This is a genomic window from Roseateles sp. GW821-FHT09H11 (assembly GCF_059415845.1).
On sequence record NZ_JBWKOA010000001.1, the window covers coordinates 1,230,757 to 1,247,175 of the forward strand.

At 68.3% G+C, this 16,419-nt stretch carries 16 protein-coding genes; 7 read left to right on the forward strand and 9 right to left on the reverse strand.

The annotated features are described in order from the left end of the window. Window positions 1-133: 133 nt before the first annotated feature. The 7 genes from AC07PR_RS05160 to AC07PR_RS05190 form a co-directional block, all read right to left on the reverse strand. Entirely contained in the window at window positions 134-871 is a 738-nt protein-coding gene (locus AC07PR_RS05160; RefSeq protein ID WP_495134600.1) for an anti-sigma factor, read from the reverse strand. Next, window positions 868-1,443 (reverse strand): sigma-70 family RNA polymerase sigma factor, encoded by a 576-nt coding sequence (locus AC07PR_RS05165; RefSeq protein ID WP_377155569.1) that lies wholly within the window; start codon window positions 1,441-1,443, stop codon window positions 868-870. Before AC07PR_RS05165 ends, AC07PR_RS05160 begins: the two co-directional genes overlap by 4 nt. Window positions 1,444-1,489: 46 nt before the next feature. Continuing rightward, window positions 1,490-2,101 carry a DUF3455 domain-containing protein gene (locus AC07PR_RS05170; RefSeq protein WP_495134601.1) on the reverse strand — a complete coding sequence of 204 codons (612 nt, stop codon included), beginning with the start codon at window positions 2,099-2,101 and terminating at the stop codon, window positions 1,490-1,492. A gap of 120 nt (window positions 2,102-2,221) precedes the next feature. Beyond that, window positions 2,222-2,893: a retron system putative HNH endonuclease gene (locus AC07PR_RS05175; RefSeq protein WP_495134602.1), complete on the reverse strand. Its 672-nt coding sequence runs from the start codon at window positions 2,891-2,893 to the stop codon at window positions 2,222-2,224. Next, a complete protein-coding gene (locus AC07PR_RS05180; RefSeq protein WP_495134603.1) occupies window positions 2,890-4,206 on the reverse strand; it encodes an AAA family ATPase in 1,317 nt (438 codons plus the stop codon). The genes AC07PR_RS05175 and AC07PR_RS05180 overlap by 4 nt, the downstream gene beginning before the upstream one ends. A gap of 57 nt (window positions 4,207-4,263) precedes the next feature. Beyond that, window positions 4,264-5,145 (reverse strand): YbgC/FadM family acyl-CoA thioesterase, encoded by an 882-nt coding sequence (locus AC07PR_RS05185; RefSeq protein WP_431102879.1) that lies wholly within the window; start codon window positions 5,143-5,145, stop codon window positions 4,264-4,266. Further along, on the reverse strand, window positions 5,142-6,227 hold the full coding sequence (locus tag AC07PR_RS05190) for an alpha/beta hydrolase (RefSeq protein WP_495134848.1): 1,086 nt from the start codon (window positions 6,225-6,227) through the stop codon (window positions 5,142-5,144). Before AC07PR_RS05190 ends, AC07PR_RS05185 begins: the two co-directional genes overlap by 4 nt. A 141-nt stretch (window positions 6,228-6,368) precedes the next feature. Between AC07PR_RS05190 and gbd the strand changes: the two genes are divergently transcribed. Then, window positions 6,369-7,529, forward strand: a complete 1,161-nt coding sequence (gene gbd / locus AC07PR_RS05195) for a 4-hydroxybutyrate dehydrogenase (RefSeq protein ID WP_495134604.1) — start codon at window positions 6,369-6,371, stop codon at window positions 7,527-7,529. A 57-nt stretch (window positions 7,530-7,586) separates the two neighbouring features. Continuing rightward, complete coding sequence (locus AC07PR_RS05200; protein WP_495134605.1) at window positions 7,587-8,174, forward strand: TetR/AcrR family transcriptional regulator; 588 nt, start codon at window positions 7,587-7,589, stop codon at window positions 8,172-8,174. Window positions 8,175-8,350: 176 nt separating this feature from the next. Here the strand turns inward: AC07PR_RS05200 and AC07PR_RS05205 are convergent, their stop codons facing one another. Together AC07PR_RS05205 and AC07PR_RS05210 are read right to left on the reverse strand one after the other, a co-directional pair. Next, window positions 8,351-10,078 (reverse strand): IlvD/Edd family dehydratase, encoded by a 1,728-nt coding sequence (locus AC07PR_RS05205; protein ID WP_495134606.1) that lies wholly within the window; start codon window positions 10,076-10,078, stop codon window positions 8,351-8,353. A gap of 7 nt (window positions 10,079-10,085) precedes the next feature. Further along, complete coding sequence (locus tag AC07PR_RS05210; protein ID WP_495134607.1) at window positions 10,086-11,129, reverse strand: Bug family tripartite tricarboxylate transporter substrate binding protein; 1,044 nt, start codon at window positions 11,127-11,129, stop codon at window positions 10,086-10,088. Between the two features lie 162 nt (window positions 11,130-11,291). On the opposite strand from AC07PR_RS05210, the gene AC07PR_RS05215 reads away from it, so the two are divergent. The 5 genes from AC07PR_RS05215 to AC07PR_RS05235 all read left to right on the forward strand — a co-directional run bounded on the left by AC07PR_RS05215 (window position 11,292) and on the right by AC07PR_RS05235 (window position 16,417). Then, the gene (locus AC07PR_RS05215) at window positions 11,292-12,182 is read left to right on the forward strand and encodes a LysR family transcriptional regulator (protein ID WP_495134608.1); all 891 of its coding nucleotides are present in this window, start codon (window positions 11,292-11,294) and stop codon (window positions 12,180-12,182) included. 129 nt (window positions 12,183-12,311) lie between these two features. Continuing rightward, a complete protein-coding gene (locus AC07PR_RS05220; protein WP_495134609.1) occupies window positions 12,312-12,677 on the forward strand; it encodes a helix-turn-helix domain-containing protein in 366 nt (121 codons plus the stop codon). After that, window positions 12,674-14,065: a HipA domain-containing protein gene (locus AC07PR_RS05225; protein ID WP_495134610.1), complete on the forward strand. Its 1,392-nt coding sequence runs from the start codon at window positions 12,674-12,676 to the stop codon at window positions 14,063-14,065. The genes AC07PR_RS05220 and AC07PR_RS05225 overlap by 4 nt, the downstream gene beginning before the upstream one ends. Window positions 14,066-14,226: 161 nt before the next feature. Beyond that, window positions 14,227-15,192, forward strand: coding sequence for a tripartite tricarboxylate transporter substrate-binding protein (locus AC07PR_RS05230; protein WP_495134611.1), 966 nt, complete (start codon window positions 14,227-14,229; stop codon window positions 15,190-15,192). A gap of 211 nt (window positions 15,193-15,403) precedes the next feature. Then, a complete protein-coding gene (locus AC07PR_RS05235) occupies window positions 15,404-16,417 on the forward strand; it encodes a Bug family tripartite tricarboxylate transporter substrate binding protein (RefSeq protein WP_495134849.1) in 1,014 nt (337 codons plus the stop codon). Window positions 16,418-16,419 lie beyond the last annotated feature (2 nt).

Consider the following 16,419-nt stretch of genomic DNA (forward strand, 5'->3'; position numbering starts at 1 on the left):
TCCTCGAGCGTGATGCAGGACATCCTGCTCCTTGACTTACGGGCTTGTCATGACGGCGGACGCACCCGGCTTCGAAAATTCGTTGTAACGATTCGTCGGGCGCCCGAGGGCTGATGCCGCCCTCACCCGGGCCTCACCACACCTTGACGCAGGCCCCTTCGAGCACGAAGGTCGACGGCGTCGTCGGTGCCGGTCCATCGCTCGACTCCAGGCTGATCGCGACGCGACTCACGCTGAAGAAGAGCTTCTCGGACTCGGCCGGCAACGCGATCTGCGTCTGACCCGATGGGGAGACCGTGCCGACCACGAACGGCGCGCCGTCCTTCGGGATGGCCCACAGCGTGGCGCGACGGCCTTCAGACACGGCGATGGGGCGCAGCACTTTCACGGTGAGCAGCTTGCCGTGGCGCTTCGAACTCACGACGACGGACGGCGGCGCGGCTTCCGCGCTGAGCACGCCGACGTAGCTCGCGGGCAGCGCTTCCGAGGCGGGCTCCAGACCGACCGTGGTGGGCACCGTCTTCACGAGCACCACCGCGAGCAGCATGCCCGCCAGGACGCCGCCGGCCGCGCGACCGGTGAGCCAGCCCAGCACGGCGCTCAAGCCGCCACTCGCCTGGGTCGATTGCGCTTGCTGAGCACGCGGGAACAAGCGCTGCTCGATGCCCTGCCAGGTCGTGACGGGCGGCTGGATCGGCACCGGCGAACGCTCCATCACCGCCATGCGCTGCTCCCACTGCGCGACCGCAACCGCGATCGGCCGTGAGTCGCGCATCAGCGCGACGAAGCGCCGCCGCGCGGGTCCTTGCAGCGTGCCCAGCACGTACTCGCGCGAGAGGTGTTCCACCAGCTCGGGTCGGTTGTAGTTCATGGCGCGGTCACTCCCCCGGCTTCGAGGCAGGCCTTGAGGCGATCGAGCCCCCGGCGCACCCACGCCTTGATCGTGCCGAGCGGCGCATGGAGCGCTTCGGCGATCTCGGTGTGGACCATGCCGCGGTAGTACGCGAGCGCCAGGGCCTGACGCTGCTGCGCGGACAGCGCCTGCATGCAGGCACCGATGCGGGCGTCGGCGAGATTCTGCTCGAGCAGCTGCAGCGGCTCGCCGGCCGCGTCCGCCGGCACGGCGAGCGCGTCCTCGTCGAGCTCGACCGAGTGCTCGTCCTCGTTGCGGCGCGAGCGCAGCTGGTCGATGGCCTTGTTGCGGACGATGTTGATCATCCAGGTCATCGGCGTGCCGGCATCGGGCCGGTAGGCCTGCGCGTGGTGCCAGATGCTCACGTAAGCCTCCTGGAGGTTCTCCTCCGCGCGCTGTTCGTTCCTCAACATACGCAAGGAGACGGAGAACAGATGCGCGCTCGTCAGTCGATAGACGAGCTCGAAGGCCGCGCGGTCGCGCAGCGCCACGCGGGCCATCAGGTGGGGGAGATCTTGATTCGCTTGCATCGCCGGGGTCACTGCCAGGACCCGGGATGATCGGTCAAGACGGACCTCACCGCGACGGGGTGGAACCCCAAAAGAGGTAGTCGGCGGTGTAGTCGATCCGGACGGTCCGGCCGGTGGCCGCCGCGACGCACTCCTGCGCCGACGGCGCGACACCGCCCACCGTATTGATGCGCTGCACGGCGTCGACGGGATCGAGGCCGCCGGTACCGCTGCGCGACTTCACCGTCAGCAGCAGCCAGGGAATGGCGCCCGCCGTCGGCGACGGAGACGATGCCTTGGCCTGGCCGACGATGCGAGAGCCATCCTCCAGGCGCCAGAACGGTCCGGCGCCGTGGTCGCCGACCTTGGCATTGCGCGCGTCGAAGAGCGTCGCTTCGGGCCCGCGGAACTGCCACTCCCAGGCGCCGTTGGCGGCCTGGGCGCATTCGTAGATCTGGACGCCGGTGGCATGGACCTGAAGCACCAACCGCGAGCCGTCTGCGGGGCGAAGCGCCGAGGGGACGTCGGGGACCTTCACCGCGATCGCGTTCGCGGTCGCATTCGCCGGGTCAGGCAGGCGGGCCAGCACGCCCGCGGACGGTCGGGAGGCCTGCGCACTCGCGCAGGTGGCGACGGCGATGGCCAGAGCGGGAAAAACGGTAGCGGCGATTCGCTTCATGGAAATCTCCTTGGTCGGATGGCAGAAGGAGCGGCGTCAGTGCCGCACATCATCCACTTACGGAGAGAGGTCCAGGACGGATGCACCCGGCTCAACACCAGTTGAGCGCACCCAAACGATTCAGCGGTTTGCGGCTTGCCGCATGTCCTCGATCATCTGTTCGGCGTGGCGGGCCAGAACATGTCCAAACTTCCGAGCCCTGCCGTCGTCTGCAGGTTTTCGCCAAGCCTCAGCAAACATCCGAAGTTGCTCTTCGGTGGTCGACTTGACGAACTCATCGCTGAAGACCTCTTCGAGCGCCTCTCGCCGCTTCTCACGGAGGATTTCGACGTCCAAACCCAGCAGCTTGCTCATGTATTTGGCGCCTTCATCGAGGGGATCAGCCGCAAACACAACGCCGCTCAGCGCATAGATAAAGCGCTTTTCGCATGCGTCATCGGTCGGCGAAATGAACCGTTCCCCGCAAAACTCGTTCTGCTTGGCATGACCACAGTGCCAGCTCGACCGCATTCCCTTCGGAGTCCTGACACAAGAGGCGTGCAGGTTGGCGTAGTCGAGATCCAAATGCTCAAACTGCGACTGAGGCCGGAAGTGCTCGATGTGGCTGTCCGCCTCTGCAATCACCCCGCCGCAATAGCAGCAGAGATGCGCCTGTTCTTCCCGCAGAGCCTGATGAAGATCGCGTTTGGGCTCGCCTCGCAGATCGCCGTAGCGGGGATTCCATTCGGCCTCCCCTTCCGTCTTCCAGCGCTCGAACGCCTGCGGCGGCTCTCGCTTAGCGATGTACCTCATCGTCCCAAAGTCCGTTTCCGCTGGAGCAACGCTTCCTTGCCGATCAACTCGCGCAGCTCCGGCGCTGTCTTGGAGAGTTCATCGATCTTCTGTTCAGCCACGTCCAGTTGGTTTCGCGTAAGAGCCTCGTCGATCTCATCCAGACTCGCTTTGACCGGCGTCGCGCGGACTTCCGCCGACATCAGCTCCTGGAGCACCTGATTCGAAGTCATGCCAAAGCTACCTGGAGGGTTCACCGGGCCCTCCGGCGTCAGCAGAATGACGTGGTCATGATCCAGTTCGCCAATCACCTGTGGCGAGTGGCTAGCAACGATGAACTGCACCCTCGGGAAGGCTTTCGTCAGACCGCGCGTCAGTGCGCGCTGCCACTCGGGATGAAGATGGACATCGAGCTCATCGATGAGGATGACGCCATCTGTCTCACCAATCACATCTGCACCAAGCTGCGGATTGAGCAGGCACATGCGACGGGCAATGTCGGCAATCAAGCAGATGACGGCCCGTTGTCCGGCACTCAAATGCTCGAACGCGACAGGCGCGCGCGGCTGACCCTGGTCATCAAGCCAACCGATCAGAACTCTTTTGCTGGGAAAGTCATAGCGAATGGAATCGAACACATCGAGGGTCATGCGCAACGCACGCGTGATCTGTCCGAGCTCGTCGGAATCGTCAGTCGAAGTCGTCGTCCCTGCATGCACCGCAACTTGAAGGCGCTCAAGCGACTTTGCGACTATCCAACGTTGGAGCGCATCGGCGCTCAATCCCGCGTGCCACCAACCTTCATAACCATCGCCGCGCGAGTTCCGCTCCATCGCCGTGCCGATCTCGTCGATCTGACCAAGCTGCCAAGCGCGTGAAGCCCTGTAGTAGGCGAAAACTGGAATGACCTGCCACTGAGACTCAGCCGGATCAAAGCTCTTTTCCTGAGCCTTGGTCCAGGTCCAGTCGGAAGGTGAAGCGCCTATGTACCCCATCCCACCGGGCGAGGAGGAGCTAATGGTCCACCGGAGAGGGTCAACTCCTTGAATCCTTGCCTCAGCCGTGACCTCAACAGGATACTGATCCTCGAAACGCACGCGTCCGTTCGGCGCAAACACTTTGGTGTGTGCAAATCCGCTCTCGCCGAAGGGCCGGTGGCCCTCGTCCATTGCGAGGTTAGGGACCGCGCATGTCAGCGCGTCGAAGAGTCCGTGGAGCAGCGAAGACTTGCCGGCACCATTGATCCCGGCGATGACCGTCATGCCGCGATTGAATCGCACGTCGAGATGCTCGTGCCCACGGTAGTTCTTCAGCTCGATGCGTTCGATGTACATGTCAGGTGCCCTCTCCTCCTCATCTTCCCACGAGCTGGCGCTTCCGCGGACGAGCGCTCAGAGCCCCCGCACCATCTCCACGTGCGCGATCCCCGCCTCCTCGAACACCGGCCCGCGCCGCTGGAACCCCGCGCGGGTGTAGAACCCTTCGGCGCTCAGCTGCGCATGCAGCAGCACCTCGCGGTAGCCCTGCTCGCGACCGGCCTGCATCAGCGCGTCCAGCACCTGGCGACCGACGCGGCTGCCGCGCATCGGCGACAGCACCGCCATCCGCCCGATCTTGGCCACCCCCGGCACGTGCTCCAGCAGCCGGCCCGTCGCCAGCGGCCGGCCCAGCCGGTTGTAGGCCACCGCGTGCGTGCAACTCTCGTCGGCGGCGTCCCACTCCATCTCGGCGGGGATCTTCTGCTCCTCGACGAAGACGGCCTGGCGGATGCGGTGCGCGTCCTCGCCCACCGTCGCCCAGTTGCCCACGCGCGCCTCGGTCATCGCCTCGCCGCGCTCGAAGCCCAGCAGCAGGTCGCGCAGCGCCTGGGGCACCGCCTTGGGCACGCGCGCAACCGGATCCGCGAAGACATAGACCAGCTCGCCGTGCACCAGGCACTCGTCGCCGCGGAACACCGCGCAGCTCACCGTCAGCGAGCTCGTGCCCACGCGTTCCGTGCGCACGCCGATGTCGAGCAGCTCGTCGTAATGCGCCGAGCCGAGGTACTCGATCGTCGACTTGCGGACGAAGAGGTCGCCCTCCAGCGCCTGCATCGTCGGCGCGTAGGGCAGCGCCAGCGCGCGCCAGTAGCCGCCCACCGCCGTGTCGAAGTAGGTCAGGTAGTGGCCGTTGAAGACGATCTGCTGCGCGTCGATCTCGGCCCAGCGCACGCGCAGGCGTTCGAAGAAGCGGAAGCGGTCGCGGGTCAGGGCGTGGGGCGCGGTGGTGCTCATGCGGAAGCCCCGGTCGGGGTCGAGGAAGTCGTCGTCCCGGAAGCGGGATCGGAAGCGCGATCGGAAACAGGAACGGAAGCAGGAACGGAAGCAGGAACGGAAGCAGGAACAGGAGCAGAAACGGAAACCGGCGCCGGCAGGCCGAAAGCCGTCCTCAGCGCGTCCGCGCAGGCATCGAGCGCCTGCTCGGCCTCCGGAATGCTACGACCCATCTTGATGAAGTCGTGTGTCACGCCGCGGTACAGCTCCAGCCGCACCTCGTTGCCGCTGGCGCGCAGCAGGTCGGCGTAGGCGATGCCTTCGTCGATCAGCGGATCGGCCTCGGCCAGGATGAGCGTGGCGGGCGCCAGGTCCTCGTGGTCCTCGGCCTGCAGCGGCGCGAAGCGCCAGTCGTCGCGCTGTTCCGTCGGGATGTACTGGTTGAAGAACCAAGCGATCGTGTCGGCGTCCAGCAGATGGCCCTTGGCGAAGCGGCGGTGCGAGTCGGTGTCCGCATGCGCCGTCGCGCCGGGCGTGATCAGCAGCTGCATCACCAGCGACAGGCCCAGACGGTCACGGATGTCGCGCGCATGCAGCGCCGTCACCGCGGCCAACGTGCCGCCGGCGCTGTCGCCGCCGACGGCGATGCGCGCACGGTCCAGGCCCAGGTCGGTGGCGGCTGTCGCCAGCCATGCCAGCGCGGCCCAGCAGTCGTCGACCGCGGCCGGGAACGGATGGTCCGGCGCCAGGCGGTAGTCGACCGCGATCACCGCGGCGCCGGTGCGCAGCGCCAGCTGGCGGCACAGGCTGTCGTGGGTCTCGAGGCTGCCGATGACGAAGCCGCCGCCGTGGAAGTACAGCAGCACCGGCAGGCCGCGCGCGTCCCGCGCGGCCGCGTCCTCACGCGTGAACGGGGCGTAGAGCCGCGCGGCGATGTCGCCGGCGGGACCGGGGATTGCCAGATTCTCGATGCGCGGCAGCGGCGCCCGCGGCAGGTCCAGGATCTCGGCGCCCATGAGGTAGGCGATGCGGGCCTGCTTGGGCGTGAGGCTGTGGAACGACGGGCGGTTGGCGCGGTGGATGCGCTCCAGCACCGCGGCCATCCGCGGTGTCAACAAAGTGCTACTCAACGGGAACTCCAGGACGTAGGCTCGGCTGCTGCCAAGCCCCAATCGCGGGATTCTCCCAGACCCCGCGGGCCCGCGCCGATGCGGCCCGCCATTACCAGGCAAAGGACGTCGCCCATGGCCCTGATCCAGTACCTCACCCACATCCACCTGGAGGCCGGCGCGCGCCGGCTGATCGGTGCCGAATGCGTGCGCGCCGGCATCGGCAAGCCGCTGATCGTCACCGACAAGGGCGTGCGCGCGGCCGGCGTGCTGGACCTGGTGCTCGAGGCCTGGGCCGCGTCGCCGATCGACGCGGCCGCTCTGCCCGTCTACGACGGTACGCCGCCCAACCCGACCGAGGCCGCCGTGCGCGAGGCCGTCGAGCTGTTCCGCGCCCACGGCTGCGACGGGCTGATCGCCGTCGGCGGCGGCTCCAGCATCGACCTGGCCAAGGGGGTGGCGATCGCCGCGAGGCACGACGGGCCGCTGACGCGCTACGCCACCATCCTCGGCGGCGCCGGCAACATCACGTCCCAGGCCGTGCCGCTGATCGCGGTGCCGACGACGGCGGGCACCGGCTCCGAGGTCGCGCGCGGCGCGATCATCATCGTGGACGACGGCCGCAAGCTCGGTTTCCACAACTGGGAGCTGATGCCCAAGTCGGCAGTCTGCGATCCGGAGCTGACGCGCAAGCTGCCCGCCTCGCTGACGGCCGCGACCGGCATGGACGCGATCGCGCACTGCATGGAGACCTTCATGTCCTCGGCCTTCAATCCGCCGGCCGACGGCATCGCACTGGAGGGCCTGCGCCGCGGCTGGCGCCAGATCGAACGCGCCACCACGCATCCCGACGACATCGACGCCCGCCTGGACATGATGGCCGCGAGCACGATGGGCGCGCTCGCCTTCCAGAAGGGATTGGGCTGCGTGCACTCGCTGAGCCACGCGCTCGGCGGGCTCATGCCCAGGCTGCACCACGGCACGCTGAACGCGGTGTTCCTGCCGGCGGTGATCCGCTTCAACGGGATGCACGACTCGATGCGGCGCGACGACAAGATCGCCCGCATGGGCCATGCGATGAACCTGCAGGCAGGCACGCCGGCCGACGAGCTCGCCGCCGCCGTCAAGGCGATGAACCAGCGGCTGGGACTGCCCGCCGGGCTTGGCGCGATGGGCGTGACGGTCGATCTCTACGAGCAGATCGTCGACCGCGCGCTGCACGACCACACCCACAAGACCAATCCGCGCGAGGCCTCGGCGAGCGACTACCGGAAGATGCTGGACGAGTCCCTGTGATCTACCAACTGGTAGATCACCCGTAGAATCGGGGCTCATTCATCCGATGCAGGCCCCATGACCGTCGAGCTCTCCCCCAAGGCTGCCGAGATCGTCGCGCACACGCGATCGCTGCTGGTCTCGGGCGGCTACAACAGCTTCAGCTACGCCGACCTGGCCGAACGCGTCAGCATCACCAAGGCCAGCATCCATCACCACTTCCCGAGCAAGGCGGTGCTGGTCCAGCGCGTCGTCTCGCTCTATCGCGAGGAAGCGAGGAACGGCCTCGCCGGCCTGGTGCAGAAGATCGACAACCCGGTGGCCGAGCTCAACGCCTACGCGGACTACTGGGCCGGTTGCATCCGCAGCGGCGAACACCCGTTCTGCATCTGCGCGATGCTCGCCACCGAGATGCCGACCATCCCCGAGGAAGTCGCGATCGAGGTGCGAGGCCACTTCCACGATCTGGGTGCGTGGCTCGCGTCCGTGCTCAAGCGCGGCGTCGCGGCCGGACAGTTCCATCTGCCCGGCAGCCCGGCCGCGTCGGCGCGCGCCTTCATGGCGGTGGTGCACGGTGCCATGCTGGTGGCCCGCGCCGTGGACGACCCGAAGGCATTCGCCGCTGTCGTGCAGCCGGCGATCGTCAAGCTGACACAACCGTCCTGAAGAACCGACCCGCTCCGTCGAGGTCCGCGACCTCTTGCTCCCTCTCCCGCTTGCGGGAGAGGGTGGGGGTGAGGGCCAGCGGCGGCGGAAGTGCGGAAGCCGTCTTGCTGACTGCCTAGTCCGCTGGCCCTCACCCCTGCCCTCTCCCGCAAGCGGGAGAGGGGGTAAGACAGTGCTCAGCGGTCTTCGGGGGCCTTGCCTCTCGTCTTCACCGCGCGCAGGAAGTCGAAGTCCACGCCCTGGTCCGCCTGCGTGACGGTCTGCAGGAACAGCTTGCGATAGCCCCGCTCCGCCGTCGGCTCGACGACCGGGTGCTCGGCGGCACGCTTCGCCAGTTCCTCGTCGGAGACCAGCAGCGCGATCTCCCGGTCCTTCACGCTCAACCGGATGCGGTCGCCGTTGCGCACGTGGGCGAGCGGGCCACCCACGGCCGCCTCCGGCGTCACGTGCAGCACGATCGTCCCGAAGGCCGTGCCGCTCATGCGGCCGTCGGACACGCGCACGATGTCCTTCACGCCGGCCCGCGCGAGCTTGCGCGGGATCGGGATGTAGCCCGCCTCGGGCATGCCCGGCGCGCCCTTCGGCCCGATGTTCTTCAGCACCAGGATGTCGTCGGCGGTCACGTCGAGGTCGTCGCTGTCGATGCGCGCGGCGAGGTCCGCGCTGTTCTCGAAGACAACCGCCCTGCCCTCATGCTCCATGAGCTTGGGATCCGCCGCCGACTGCTTGATGATCGCGCCGCCGGGCGCCAGGTTGCCGCGCAGCACGGCCAGGCCGCCCTGCGGATAGATCGGCCGGTCGAAGGTCCGCACGACGTCCTGCGGAAAGCCCTCGCCGGCGCGCTCGATCTCCTCGCCCAGCGTGCGGCCGGTGACCGTCAGCGCCTCCAGGCGCAGCAGCGGCTTGAGCTCGCGCAACAGCGTCGCCATGCCGCCCGCGTGGTGGAAGTCCTCCATGTAATGCTGACCCGACGGCTTCAGGTCCAGCAGCACCGGCGTCTCGCGCCCCAGGCGGTCGAGGCCCGCGAGGTCGATGTCGATGCCCATGCGGCCAGCGATCGCGGTCAGGTGCACGATGCCGTTGGTGGAGCCGCCGATCGCGAGCAGCACCCGCAGCGCGTTCTCGAACGCCGCCGGCGTCAGGATCTTGTCGATCGTCAGGCCTTTGCGCGCCAGCTCCACCGCCTGTGCGCCGGTCTGCTCGGCCACGCGGATGCGGTCCGCCGTGACGGCCGGCGGCGAGGCACCGCCCGGCACCGTCATGCCGAGCGCCTCCGCCACGCAGGCCATCGTGCTGGCCGTGCCCATCACCGAGCAGGTGCCCACGCTCGCAACGAGCTGGTTGTTGACGTCGGCGATTTCCTGGTCGTCGATCTCGTCCGCGCGGTACTTGCCCCAGTAGCGGCGGCAGTCGGTGCAGGCGCCGACGCGCTCGCCGCGATGGCTGCCGGTCAGCATCGAGCCGGTGATCAGCTGGATCGCCGGGATGCCCGCCGACGCCGCGCCCATCAGCTGCGCCGGCACCGTCTTGTCGCAGCCGCCGATCAGCACCACCGCGTCCATCGGCTGCGCGCGCACCAGTTCCTCGGTGTCCATCGACATCAGGTTGCGCAGGTACATGCTGGTCGGGGCCGAGAAGCTCTCGTGCACCGAGATCGTCGGGAAGTCCATCGGCAGCCCGCCGGCGAGCATGATCCCGCGCTTCACCGCCTCCAGCAGCTGCGGCATGTTCCCGTGGCACGGGTTGTAGCTGCTGCCGGTGTTGGTGATGCCGATGACGGGGCGGTCCAGCGCGTCGTCCGTGTAGCCCGCGCCCTTGATGAAGGCCTTGCGCAGGAACAGCGAGAAGCCCTGGTCGCCGTAGTGGGTGAGGCCCTTCTTCAGGCCCTTGGGTTGATCGCTCACGACTGCCTCACTCGTCTGCCTTGATGTTGGCCGCGGCGATGACCTTGGCCCATGTCGTCACTTCGCCCTTGAGGCGCTCCTGCGCGGCGGCCGGCGTCAGCGGCGCCTGCGCCACCACGCCCTGCTGGGCCAACTGTGCCAGCACCTCGGGCTTCTTGAGCGCCTTGTAGATCTCCGCGTTCAGGCGCGACACGACGTCCGCCGGCGTGCCCGCCGGCACCAGCACGCCGAAGGTCGAGGTCGCCAGCAGGCTGGGGAAGCCCGCCTCGGCCGTGGTCGGAACGTCGGGCAGGTTGGGATCCCGCGCGGACGCCGCCACGGCCAGCGGCGTCAGCTTGCCGCCCTTGATGAACTGCAGCACCGCCGGCACGGTCTCGGCCATGAACTGGATCTGACCCGCGATCAGGTCGGTGACGGCGGGGCCGCTGCCGCGGTAGGGGATGTTGTCGGTGGCGAGCTTGCCCTGGAGCTTCAGCATCTCCGACGCCATGCGCTGCGGCGCGCCGGCGCCGGAGGAGCCGAAGGAGGTCTTGCCGGGATTCGCCTGGATGTGGGCGACGAGCTCCTTCAGCGACTTCGCCGGCACCGAGGGGTTGGCCACGAAGACCAGGGGCACGCTGCCGACGACGGCCGCGGTCTGGAAGTCCTTGACCAGGTCGTAGCGGACCTTGCCCTTCTCCAGCGTCGCGATGGTGGCGTGGGAGGTCATCGCGCCCATCAGGATCGTGTAGCCATCGGGCGCGGCCTTGGCCACCGCCTGCGCGCCGAGGTTGCCGCCCGCGCCGGCGCGGTTCTCGACGATGACCTGCTTGCCCAGCCCCGTCGACAGCTCCGCCGCGAGGATGCGGCCGATGATGTCGGTGGCGCCGCCGGGCGAGAACGGCACGATCATCGTGATGACCTTGTCCGGCCAGGTCGCGGCGGCGGCGGATCCGCCCAGGACGAGCGAGGACGCCGCCGCCGCGGCGGCGACGGCGAGGACCTGGCGGCGACGGACGCCGGAAGTCCGAAGCACGGGACGGGGCAATGAGCGCGGCAATGAACGGGGCATGTTGTCTCCTGGCTGTGGTCAGCGGGGTTGTTATGAGTCGTTGTGGGTAGCGATGGTTGGCCAAAGACGACCTGAGAACAATTTGCTTCCCATTGCTTCAGAGCAAAAAATTCCTTATGTTCCGGAGCCGCCCGGTCGGGGCGAGGGATGAAGGACGCCGGGATGGATCTGCGCTACGTTCAGAGCTTCGTGACGACCGTGGAGTGCGGCTCCATCGCGGAGGCCGCGCGGCGGCTCGACATGACCGCGCCGGCGGTGGCCGCGCGCCTGAAGGCGCTGGAGGACGACCTCGGCACGGCGCTGATCCGGCGCTCGGGGCGTTCGGTGAAGCCGACGGCGGCGGGGCTCAACATCTTCGACCGTGCCCGCAACATGCTGCGCGAGGAGCGCGACCTGCGCGCGCTCGCCAACGAGAAGGTGCAGTTGGGCGAACTGCGCCTGGGCGCGTTCGTCTCGGCGCTGACGACGGTGCTGCCGCCGGTGCTGCGGCGCCTCTACGCAAGCCATCCCGACCTCTCGGTCTCGGTCGTCTCGAACGCGTCGACGGAGCTGGTGCGCTTGGTCGCGGCCGGCGACCTGGACGCCGCGGTGGTGGTGGAGCCTCAGTTCACGATCCCCAAGACCTGCGAGTGGCGCGAGCTGATGACGGAGCCGCTCGTCGTCGTGGCGCCGAAGGAGCTCGCCCGGCGCGACGCGCACGACCTGCTCCAGACCGAGCCCTTCATCCAGTACGACCGCTCCGTGCTCGGCGGTCAGCTGGCGGACCGATACCTGCGTCAGCAAGGCCTGACCCCGCGACGGCGGCTGGAGATCAACGGCCTGATGTCCATCGCCGCGATGGTCGACCAGGGGCTGGGGATCTCGCTGCTGCCGGACTGGTCGGCGCTGTGGTCCAGCGGCTTGTCGATCCAGAAGGTGCCGCTGCCCGGCACGGCACCGGTCCGCAAGAGCGGCTTCGTCTGGAGCGCACGGAGCCCGCGCGCGCCGCTGGCACGGATGTTCCTGGAGCAGGCGGAGGCGCTGTTCGCCCCGAAGGTCAAGCGGAAACGGTGAGCCTTAAATCCTGGCAAAGCAGTCGGATAGATGCTTAAAATGATGCATGCTAGTAAAAACCTGCCAAACCATCCGAATACAACTCCATTGACTTGATAGGCGTATAGTCCTGGTAAAACAGGAGGAAAGATGCGCAAAGTTGTTCGCGAACCTTTTCCCGACCCCATGGTTCGGGACGCCCTGGCCTTCGGGCAGGCAGTCCGTGCTGCCCGGACGGCGGCAGGCATCACCCTTGAAGCCGCCGCCGAGGCGCTGAGCATCAGCAAGGCGACGATGAGCGATCTTGAAGGCGGCAAGGGGACGGTGGCATTGGGTACGGCGCTGCGCGTCGCGCGGGATCTCGGCGTCGCCTTCTTCACGACGCCGCTGGTGACGCACTACGAGGCCGCGAGCGCGCTCCAGCATCTGCGCGTGAGTGACCCCATTCCATGGGGAGGCCCCAGCGCCGAACGCACCCGCTCCCTGAACGGACGCGTGGAAGGACCCGCAAAGTGATCAAGCTCGCGATCTGGGCGGCAGACCGCCGCGTTGGGACTCTCGCGTACGACCCGGCTGGCACGCTTTTCGATTTCAGCTATGCCGAAGAGTGGGAGCACTGGCCCGGCACCTTCCCTCTGAGCCCCCAGATGCACATGGCGCCGCGACTCCTCTCGCAGGCATCGGGTCCGGCGCGATTCGGGGACCTATCGCCAGAGACGCGCTCCGCGATCACCCGAGCGTTCTTCCAGAACCTCATGCCGGAAGGGCAGGCCCTGGACGTGGCGGCACAGGCGAATGGCTTGTCGAAAGCAAATCTGGCGGGACTGCTGGTGGCCCTGGGCACCGAGACGGCGGGCGCGCTGAGCGTCAGTCTGGCCGATGCATCGACGCCGCCACGGATCGACATCGGTCGAAGCACACTGCGCCCGCTGCCGCCCGCAGAGCTGAGCGAACGCATCCGGGGGCGCCTCCAGACGCCCTTCTCCGTCTGGGACGGCAAGGTCAGGCTGTCGATTGCCGGGCTTCAGGACAAGATCGCAGTCTTCGAGGACGACAACGAGTTCTTCCTCGCCAACGGCGGCGACTTCGCCTCGACGGTCATCCTCAAGCCAGCACCGCTCGATCCACGTTTCGGCGAGCTTCCGGCCATCGAGCATGTCTGCATGCACCTCGCCGCCGCCGTCGGTATTCCGGCCGCCAAGACCCGCCTGCTCCACGTGCCGGAGCCAGTGCTGCTGGTCCAGCGCTTCGATCGCAGGCGCTCGGCAGACGGACGGGTCGAGCGGCTGCACATCATCGACGCCTGCCAGGCGTTGGGGCTCACGCCCGAGCTCAAGTACGAACGCGCCTACGGCGATCAGGACGCGGTGAAGCATCTGCGCGACGGGGCGTCGATGCAGCAGCTGTTCGGACTCGCTGCGATCGGCACGACGCCGCTCGAGATGCAATCGCAACTCCTGGATCGCGTGATCTTCAACGTCCTCATCGGCAACACCGATGCGCATGGCAAGAACTGGTCGTTCTTCATCGAACGGCATCCCGGGCTGCTGCGCCTGGCGCCCGCCTACGACCTCGTGGACGTCGAAGCCGTGGCCGACGAGCACATGAGCACGAGCTTCGCCATGGGCATCGGCGATGCGTTCCATCTCGACGAACTCGGCGCATTCCAGTGGGCGAGCATGGCCCTGGAATGCGCCCTCGCACCGCGACAACTGGCAACGCGAATCCGGGCCTTGAGCACCCGACTGCCCAAGGCGCTCAAAAACTCACGTCCGATGCTGGAGGAGCAAGGCGTGCCCACGGCATTGCTGGATGCCATGGCCGCACGCCTCCAACATCGTTGCGAGTTCATCGCAAAGCATGCGTCGTTGATTCCCCAGGTCTCGCCAGAGGACCTGATGTGACGCGTTCACACCGGTCCCCCGCCATGCCGCCCCGGCATAACAGCTAGCGCCATTCCAGCATTGGTCGCGGCGAGGCCACCGACCAGAATGCGCGCGGGCGGCTCCTCCCGGTCCGACCCGCAGCGCGCCGTCTCCGGCGCCGATTCCCCCACAAGGTCCCCATGAAGAGACAAGCATTCCTCTGGGCCGGCGCCGCGATGGCGTTCGCCGCCCCGCTCGCGTTCGCGCAATCCCTCCCCGCCGGTCCGCTCAAGATCGTCGTCGGCTACTCGGCCGGCGGCGCCGTGGACGTGGTCGCCCGCGCGGTCGCCGTGCGGCTGCAGGCCGAGCTGAAGCAGCCCGTCATCGTCGACAACAAACCCGGCGGCGGCAGCAACATCGCCGCCCGCACCGTCGTGTCCGCGCCGGCCGACGGCGCCACGCTGCTGATGGCCGCCAACGCCGTCGCGGCCAACATGGCCCTCTACCAGCCGCCGCCGTACGACTCGGAGAAAGACCTGGCCCCCGTCGCGCTGATCGGCCGCGTGCCGGTCATCATCGCGGTCAACCCGGAGTCGCCGTACAAGACGCTGGCCCAGCTGGTCGAGGCCGCCAAGGCCAAGCCGGAATCCGTCGGTTATGCGACGCCGGGCAACGGCTCCACGCCGCATCTGGCCGTCGAGCTGTTCGCCAGCGCCGCCAAGATCAACCTGATGCACGTGCCCTACAAGGGCGGCGCCCAGGCGCTCACCGACGTCATCGGCGGCCAGGTGCCCGTGGTGGCGCTCAACGCGCTCGAGATCCTGCCGCACTGGAAGAGCGGCAAGCTGCGCCCGCTCGCCGTGCTGAGCGCCAAACGCTCCAGCCTGTTCCCCGACGTGCCGACGATCGCGGAGTCCGGCTTCCCCGGTTTCGAGGCCTCGGTCTGGTACGGCCTGATGGCGCCGGCCGGCACGCCCAAGCCGGTGCTCGCCGCGCTGAGCGCCGCCGCCGTCAAGGCCGCCCAGTCGGCCGAGGTCAAGGAACGCCTGGCCCAGGCCGGCGGCGAGAGCACGCCCGGCGACGCCGCGGCCTTCGCCAAGCACCTGCATGCGGAGCGCGAGCGCTACACGAAGCTGATCACCGCCGCCAAGATCAAACCGGATTGAGCGGGACCTTCCCTTCGCAGGCCAGCCCTCGCGAGGCGTTCGGGCGAGGCGCGCGCGCCTTGCCGGACGACGGGCGATCTGCGCGTCCGCCGCACGCTCCGCCCGGGTAATCACGCTCGTGATGCGCGGGGAATCGACGTCTCATCGATCCACAAGATCAGGAGACCTCATGTCCATGCCCCGCTTTGCCCCCCGGCCCGTCCTCCGCCCGATGCGCTCCGCCGCCTCCGGTCTGTCGCGCCGCGCTTCCTCCCGTCGAGCGATCCTCGCCACAACCGCCGCCGCCCTGCTCGGCGCGTGGGCCGCACTGCCCGCCTTCGCGCAGGACGCCTTCCCCACCAAGCCGATCCGCTTCATCGTGCCCTACGCGGCCGGCGGCACCACCGACCTGGTGGCCCGCACCGTCGGCGCGCACATGTCGCAGACGCTGGGGCAGGCCGTCGTCATCGAGAACCGTGGCGGCGCCGGCGGCAACCTCGGCATGGACGCGGTCGCCAAGGCCGCGCCCGACGGCTACACGGTCGGCATGGGCGCCATCTCGACCAACGCGCTGAACCCGCACATCTACAAGAAGATGTCCTTCGATCCGCGCAAGGACTTCAGCGCGATCGGGCTGCTCGGGAACTCGACGATCGTCCTCGAGGTCGGACCGTCCCTGCCGGTCAAGACCGTCGCCGAGCTGCGCGCCCATGTCGCGAAAAATCCGGGGCTGCCCTTCGGCACGGCCGGCGCGGGCACCTCGATGCATCTGGCCGGCGTGCTGTTCGGCCAGCTCAGCCACACCGAGTGGGTGCATGTGCCCTACAAGGGCAGCGCGCCGCTGATCACCGACCTGATCGGCGGCCAGATCCCCGTCGCCTTCGACAACCTGCCCGCGTCGCTGCCGCACATCCAGGCCGGCAAGCTGCGCGCGCTGGCGGTGGCCGGCTCGCAGCGCAATCCGGCGCTGCCCGACGTGCCGACGCTGGCCGAGGCCGGCCTGCCGGGCTACGCGATCGAACCGTGGTTCGGCGTGTACGGTCCCGCCGGATTGCCCGCGCCGGTCGTGCGCCGCCTGGAGCAGGCGCTGAAGGCCGCGCTGGCCGATCCGGGCGTGAAGGAGAAGCTGGTCGCCGCCGGGTTCTCGCCGAAGTCATCGACCGCCGCGGAGCTCGCGACGCTGTCGGCGCAGGAGTACGAACGGCTCGGCAAGGTGGCGCGCAGCGCCAACATGACGGCGGATTGAAG